The organism is Acinetobacter sp. A1-4-2 (genome assembly GCF_040233925.1).
Taxonomy (GTDB): Bacteria; Pseudomonadota; Gammaproteobacteria; order Pseudomonadales; family Moraxellaceae; genus Acinetobacter.
This window is the reverse complement of the sequence record NZ_CP157981.1, coordinates 3023699-3029923: the sequence shown is the minus strand read 5'-3', so window position 1 is coordinate 3029923 and position 6225 is coordinate 3023699. Positions and strand designations below refer to the sequence as shown.

Annotated in this window: 6 protein-coding genes; 5 read left to right on the top strand and 1 reads right to left on the bottom strand. The window is 42.8% G+C overall.

All coding sequences use genetic code 11. The annotated features are described in order from the left end of the window. Positions 1–651: 651 nt before the first annotated feature. The 5 genes from rpmH to mnmE all read left to right on the top strand — a co-directional run bounded on the left by rpmH (position 652) and on the right by mnmE (position 4751). Entirely contained in the window at positions 652–786 is a 135-nt protein-coding gene (gene rpmH, locus ABJ384_RS14610) for a 50S ribosomal protein L34 (RefSeq protein WP_000831329.1), read from the top strand. Positions 787–816: 30 nt separating this feature from the next. After that, a complete protein-coding gene (gene rnpA / locus ABJ384_RS14605) occupies positions 817–1206 on the top strand; it encodes a ribonuclease P protein component (protein WP_300046555.1) in 390 nt (129 codons plus the stop codon). 9 nt (positions 1207–1215) lie between these two features. Continuing rightward, entirely contained in the window at positions 1216–1536 is a 321-nt protein-coding gene (gene yidD / locus ABJ384_RS14600) for a membrane protein insertion efficiency factor YidD (RefSeq protein WP_166171660.1), read from the top strand. A gap of 5 nt (positions 1537–1541) precedes the next feature. Beyond that, a complete protein-coding gene (yidC, locus tag ABJ384_RS14595; protein ID WP_349928153.1) occupies positions 1542–3296 on the top strand; it encodes a membrane protein insertase YidC in 1755 nt (584 codons plus the stop codon). A gap of 99 nt (positions 3297–3395) precedes the next feature. Next, on the top strand, positions 3396–4751 hold the full coding sequence (gene mnmE, locus ABJ384_RS14590) for a tRNA uridine-5-carboxymethylaminomethyl(34) synthesis GTPase MnmE (protein WP_349928151.1): 1356 nt from the start codon (positions 3396–3398) through the stop codon (positions 4749–4751). Positions 4752–5041: 290 nt separating this feature from the next. On the opposite strand, the gene ABJ384_RS14585 is transcribed toward mnmE, so the two are convergent. After that, positions 5042–6217 carry an MFS transporter gene (locus ABJ384_RS14585; RefSeq protein ID WP_349928149.1) on the bottom strand — a complete coding sequence of 392 codons (1176 nt, stop codon included), beginning with the start codon at positions 6215–6217 and terminating at the stop codon, positions 5042–5044. Between the last annotated feature and the right edge of the window lie 8 nt (positions 6218–6225).

The following is a 6225-nucleotide window of genomic DNA, read 5'->3' as shown; positions in this document are numbered from 1 at the left end:
TATTCATTCCATTGTTAGTAAAAAAATCATGCGAGCCCGACCGAGCGGGTCGCCATTCTATCGAAGTTATCCACATCTGTCATGGCAAAATTCAGGAAATATCATTCAAAAAAGCAAATTTCCGATTAAATTTAAATTTAAATCACGATGTGGATAAGTTTATCCGCAAGCTGTGGATAAAATATAACATAAAGTTATCCACAATTTAATAAAATTATAAAAACATAGATATCCACAATTTAAATTTATGTTTATAAAAAATAAAATAGCCTTTTCCACAGAAAAACACCGTCCTAATAGTAATAAATTTAAATTTATAAATTTGAATTTATTTATAGGAACGCCATTCTTTGGGGATAACTCGGGAAAGTTATAAATTTAAATTCATTTCACAACACAATCATTTTATTCACAATGAATTGTGGATAAGATTGTGAATATTTCTGTTTATAACTTATGTTGTTTTATTAATCAATAATTTATACTGTGTATAAAATAGATACAACTTTTAATTATCTAATTGTATATTCAACACATCAATCTTCTAAAAACCGGTTTATTTTGAAAGAAAGTTTGTTTTTGATTGACAGCTCATTGAATGAACACTAAAATCGCGAACCTTCATAGAAAGATCATTTTTGGAGTTTCAATATGAAACGTACATTCCAACCATCAGAATTAAAGCGTAAGCGTGTTCATGGTTTCCGTGCTCGTATGGCTACTAAAGCTGGTCGTCAAGTATTAGCTCGCCGTCGTGCAAAAGGTCGTCATAGCTTAACTGTTTAATCTGTTAACGCTATTACGATTTTGGGTGTTATGACACTTTATGGCTTCAGCACAGATGTACGCATACACTGTGCTGCCGATTATAAAAGTGTGTTTGATGGTGCGCTTTTTAAAGTGCATCAACCCCATTTCTTATTTCTTGCTAAAAATTCCGAGCAGCCGAAAAGCCGTTTGGGTATTGTTGTTGCCAAGAAAAAAGTGCGTCGCGCACATGAAAGAAATAGAGTAAAGCGTCTTGCTCGTGAAAGTTTTCGCCTGCATCAGCAGCAATTAGATTTATTAGATATTGTGGTCATGCCTAAAATGGGTATTGAAGCAATCTCTAATGCGGAATTGCAGCAGCAATTACAATTTGCTTGGCAGAAATTGCAACGCCTTGCCAAAAAGCATAAAAAGATAGCTCCCTCCCCACAAAAGTAGAGAAGGCCAATGGTACGTTTACTGCATTGGTTGATTCGATTCTATCAGATCGCGATTAGTCCTTTATTGGGACCCCGCTGTCGTTATATTCCCACATGTTCTCAATATTCTTTGGAAGCAGTCCATTGTTATGGTGCTGTGCGTGGTGTGTGGTTAGCTACTAAGCGTATTTGTCGTTGTCATCCTTGGGGGGGCTCGGGATATGATCCGGTTCCGCCAAAGGCAATTCGTTTTATTTCATTTCAGCAAATAGATTCTCAAACGCTTCACGTTGTTGTACCCTTTCGTGATCGTTTATTGAACCGAAATCACTCTAACTACTTGGGATAATAGATATGCAACAATGGGCCAGGTTTGCAATTCTAGGGGCCATGTTTGTCGTCGCATATTTGCTTATTTTGGCTTGGCAAAAGGATTATGGTCATGCAGAAACTAAACCGCAGCAACAAACTGCCGTCGTTTCACATGAAGTATCTGCAGATTTGCCAAATGGTCAAACCGCTGCTACTGCGTCTGACATGCCTCAAGCGAATATTGCGACTCAGCAAACTACAACAGATGCCACTGCACCTGTAAGTCAACAGCTTATTTCAGTACAAACTGACCTTTATCATCTTTGGATTAATCCTAAAGGGGGTGACATTGTTCGTATTGAATTATTGAACCACGATAAAGACAAAGACAGTAATGCGCCGTTCGTGATGCTGGAAAGCGATGCACAACGTACTTATGTTGCTCAGTCTGGATTGATTGGTTTAAATGGACCAGACAGTAATCGCAATGGTCGTCCTGTATATGAGATTGAAAAAGCATCTTATACACTGGCAGATGCCAAAGCGGAAAAGAACAAAGATGGTCAAGCGGTTAAGGTTTTATCGGTACCGATGGTCTACAAAACTGCTGACGGTGTAGAGATCATTAAGACGTTTACCTTCAAGCAGGGTGAATATCCGGTTATGGTCAGCCACAAAGTGGTCAACCGTAGTAACCAGAACTGGCAAGGCCAGATGTTTGGTCAGATCAAACGTGATAATTCGGATGATCCGGGTAAATCTTCCCAAGGTATTTTCACACTCGGTACATTCCTGGGTGGGGCGTGGGGAACGCCAGATGAACATTATAACAAGCTGAAATTTGCCAACTTCAACGATGAAAAGTTGAATGTTGAAGCCAAAGGTGGCTGGGTTGCTGTCGTGCAGCATTATTTTGTCAGTGCCTGGATTCCGGGTGATCTTAAACTGACTCAAGCCAATGGTCAGCCTTATAGTGCCAAACTGGAATCTCGCCAATCTACCGATAATATGAACATTATTGGTTTCACTTCACCGACCATGAATGTACCTGCAGGTACTGCGGCGGAAGTGGATGCGACATTCTATTCAGGTCCTAAAGTACAGTCTGAATTAAAAGACTTGGCTGTGGGCTTGAATCAAACGGTCGATTATGGCTGGTTATGGCCAATTGCCAAATTATTGTTCTTGGGCCTTCAATTCTTCCATAACATTGTCGGCAACTGGGGCTGGTCAATTATCCTGTTGACCGTATTGGTCAAACTGATTCTTTGGCCATTGTCGTCCAAGAGTTACCGCTCGATGGCGAAAATGCGTGTGATTGCACCTGAAATGCAACGCATGAAAGAAGAGTTTGGCGAAGACCGTATGCGCTTCTCGCAAGAAATGATGGCGTTGTATAAACGTGAACAAGTAAATCCGCTTTCTGGTTGCTTGCCATTGTTATTGCAAATGCCGATTTTCTTGGCCTTGTACTGGGTCTTGATGGAATCGGTAGAACTGCGTCATGCACCTTGGTTGGCTTGGATTCAAGATTTATCTGCAATGGATCCGTGGTTTATCCTGCCGTTACTGATGGGCGCGACCATGTTTATTCAGCAGTCTTTAAATCCGCAGCCGGCTGATCCGATGCAGGCAAAAGTCTTTAAGATTATGCCGATTGTCTTCACCGTATTTATGTTGTTCTTCCCTGCGGGCTTGGTGTTGTACTGGATTGTCAACAACAGTATTACCATCTTGCAGCAAAGCCTGATCAACAAAGGTGTGGCGAAAGAACGCGAAAAACGCGATGTTGTTTAAGTAACGACTGATTGCGAATAGCTGAATAAATCCGCTTAAGATGGTAATCTTAAGCGGATTTTTCTTTGGCTGTGATTTGGGATTTTTTAGGTGAATTTTATGCAAAACCTTACTACGATTGCTGCAATTGCAACTCCGCCTGGGCGCGGTGGCGTGGGGGTAATTCGTCTGTCGGGTCCAAAATCTTATGCCATTGCTGAAGCTTTAACCCAAAAAGCTTTGCCTAAGGCCCGTTTCGCCGGTTTCCGTCAGTTTTATGATGCATCTGGTGAAGTCATGGATGAAGGCCTGGCCATTTGCTTCCCTAACCCACACTCGTTTACCGGTGAAGATGTGGTGGAGTTACAGGGGCATGGGGGGCCGGTGATTCAAAATGCCCTGCTCGGCCGACTACTGGAGCTGGGTGCAACCGCTGCCAAAGCCGGTGAATTTTCCATGCGTGCCTTTGAAAATGGCAAGTTGGATCTGGTCCAGGCCGAAGCGATTGCCGACCTGATTGATGCCACCTCTCAGGCCGCGGCACGTTCTGCAGTCCGTTCACTGCAAGGGGCTTTTTCTACCCGGGTTAATACCGTGCTGGAGAAATTGATTCACCTGCGTCTGCATGTGGAAGCTGCGATTGATTTCCCGGAAGAAGAAATCGATTTTTTGGCTGATGGCAAAATTTTAACCCTGTTAGAAGATGTACAAAGTTCAGTCGCTGCCGTTCAGACCTCGGCACGCCAAGGCCAGCTATTGCGTGAGGGCTTACAAGTAGTGATTGCGGGTAAACCGAATGCAGGTAAGTCTTCCTTGTTGAATACCCTTGCGGGCAATGAACGCGCCATTGTGACTGATATTGCTGGCACCACCCGTGATGTATTGCATGAAAAAATCACCTTGAATGGCTTGCCGATTACCCTGACCGATACCGCTGGTTTACGTGAAACCGGTGATGTGGTGGAAAAAGAAGGCATTCGCCGTGCGATTAAAGAAATTGAACAGGCTGATTTGTTGCTACTGGTCTATGACTTAAGCCAAGGGGAAGATCCGCTGCAATTGGCACAAAACTATTTTGCCGAACATTTGGAACCACGCCGTTTAATGCTGATCGCCAACAAGTGTGATTTAACCGGTGCAACTGCTGCAATTGGTGATTATCAAGGTTTCCGTCATATTACCGTTTCTGCCAAGCAGGAAACCGGGGTGCAGTCGCTCATAGATGCGATTACAGCGCATGCAGGCTTCCAGCCGGAAGAAGATACCTTTATTGCCCGTACCCGCCATTTAGACGCAATGAAGCGCACTCAGCACTATCTGGCAGAAGCGCGTGAACAACTGGTGGTGTTCCATGCCGGTGAGCTGGTGGCGGAGTCATTGCGACTTGCCCAGAATGCCTTGGGTGAAATTACCGGGGACTTTAGTGCAGATGACTTGTTGGGCAAGATCTTTGGATCATTTTGTATCGGAAAGTAATTTAAAATTAAAGAGTTATGTAATAGGCTCTAATAAATTCCAGTATGTGAAAAATAGCATTAAGTTTTAATCACTTAGTGCTTTTTTTATATCACTGAATGATTCACGATAGGCTAAAAATTTATCTAATGGCATGATATTTTATTCTGTTATAAGTCACCAGATAGGAGAACGCCTGAATAAAAATTTGGGCAATTTAACCCTGTCGAGATTGAATACAATACGTTCAAGCGTTTTGAGAATGAGCCTACAATCTAGACTTCTAAGCAGATCATTAAAGCTGAGGATGATTATTTATCATTTATTTTTTTATGCCAAATTAACAAAAACAGACACAGTAAACAGAACGCAGCACAAAAACTGAGTACGCTTGCGGTTAAACCAAAATGATCGGCAAGATAACCCACTGCAAGAATGGGTAAAATGGTGCCTAAATAGGCTACAAATAAATAAGTCGACATGACTGCAGCCCGGTTGTGCAGGTTGGTCATGGCATGAATTAAACCAAATGCCCCGATCAGGGCTAATCCATGCCCAACGCCAACCAGTACATCACTGATAAAAAACAGAAAGCTCCAGTGTAGATAGATACATAAACCCAGGATCAATAAACTGAACAACAGCGTATACAGCCCATAATTCAGGCATTTTCTTGCAGGAATCGATCTGGAAAAATACTGTACCATGGCAGAAATTAGCAAAATACAGGTAATGGCTAATCCACTGACCAAAGGACCATGCCAGGGAATGATGAACTGTACAAATGAGGGAGAAAGTGAAGCGAATAGGCTAAACGCTGCAAAGGCACAAAAGGCAGTCAAACCGGTAATATAAAATTCAACATGAAATTGTGCTTCAGGACGTTCTAAATGCGGTGCAATCGAGAATGCCTGTGCGCTAAACACAGGCTGTGGTAGACGTAACAAGCCTACGAAGCACAACATTGCCCCAACAATGATAGGAATATACGGGGTAAATAGCGGTGTAGCAGAAAACTGGGCAATCAGTCCACCGACCAGCGGACCTAGACCAAAGCCAACTGCGGTAATCACTGAACTGAGCTGGGGTGCATGGCTTTTATGTGATTCAGGAATACTCCACATCAGTCCAATCAATGCCGATGTGGTCATTAATCCCGAGGCAATTCCGATAATAAAACGCCCCAAAGACAGCCATAGCACATTATTTGCAAACATGGACAGTAGAAGCCCAAGTGTGATGATGACCAAACCCAGTTCTAAGGTTTTTAAAAAGCCAATGCTGTTACTGGTACGGCCTAAAAACAGGAGCGTGGCTAAACAGCCCAACATATAGGTGACAAAAATATAGGTGATATGACTCGGCAACAGATGCCAAAGTTGCTGATAGATGGGATATAAAGGGCTGGCCAGAGCCGTCCCCATCGTTCCAATACAAAGTGCCAGGCTCACCATCAAAAACGGGCGCCAGGATTGTTGATTTGTCATAGAGTGTC

Coding starts and splice junctions, on each gene's coding strand:
- rpmH (WP_000831329.1), top strand. CDS start 652: ATGAAACGTACATTCCAACCATCAGAATTAAAGCGTAAGCGTGTTCAT.
- rnpA (WP_300046555.1), top strand. CDS start 817: ATGACACTTTATGGCTTCAGCACAGATGTACGCATACACTGTGCTGCC.
- yidD (WP_166171660.1), top strand. CDS start 1,216: ATGGTACGTTTACTGCATTGGTTGATTCGATTCTATCAGATCGCGATT.
- yidC (WP_349928153.1), top strand. CDS start 1,542: ATGCAACAATGGGCCAGGTTTGCAATTCTAGGGGCCATGTTTGTCGTC.
- mnmE (WP_349928151.1), top strand. CDS start 3,396: ATGCAAAACCTTACTACGATTGCTGCAATTGCAACTCCGCCTGGGCGC.
- ABJ384_RS14585 (WP_349928149.1), bottom strand. CDS start 6,217: ATGACAAATCAACAATCCTGGCGCCCGTTTTTGATGGTGAGCCTGGCA.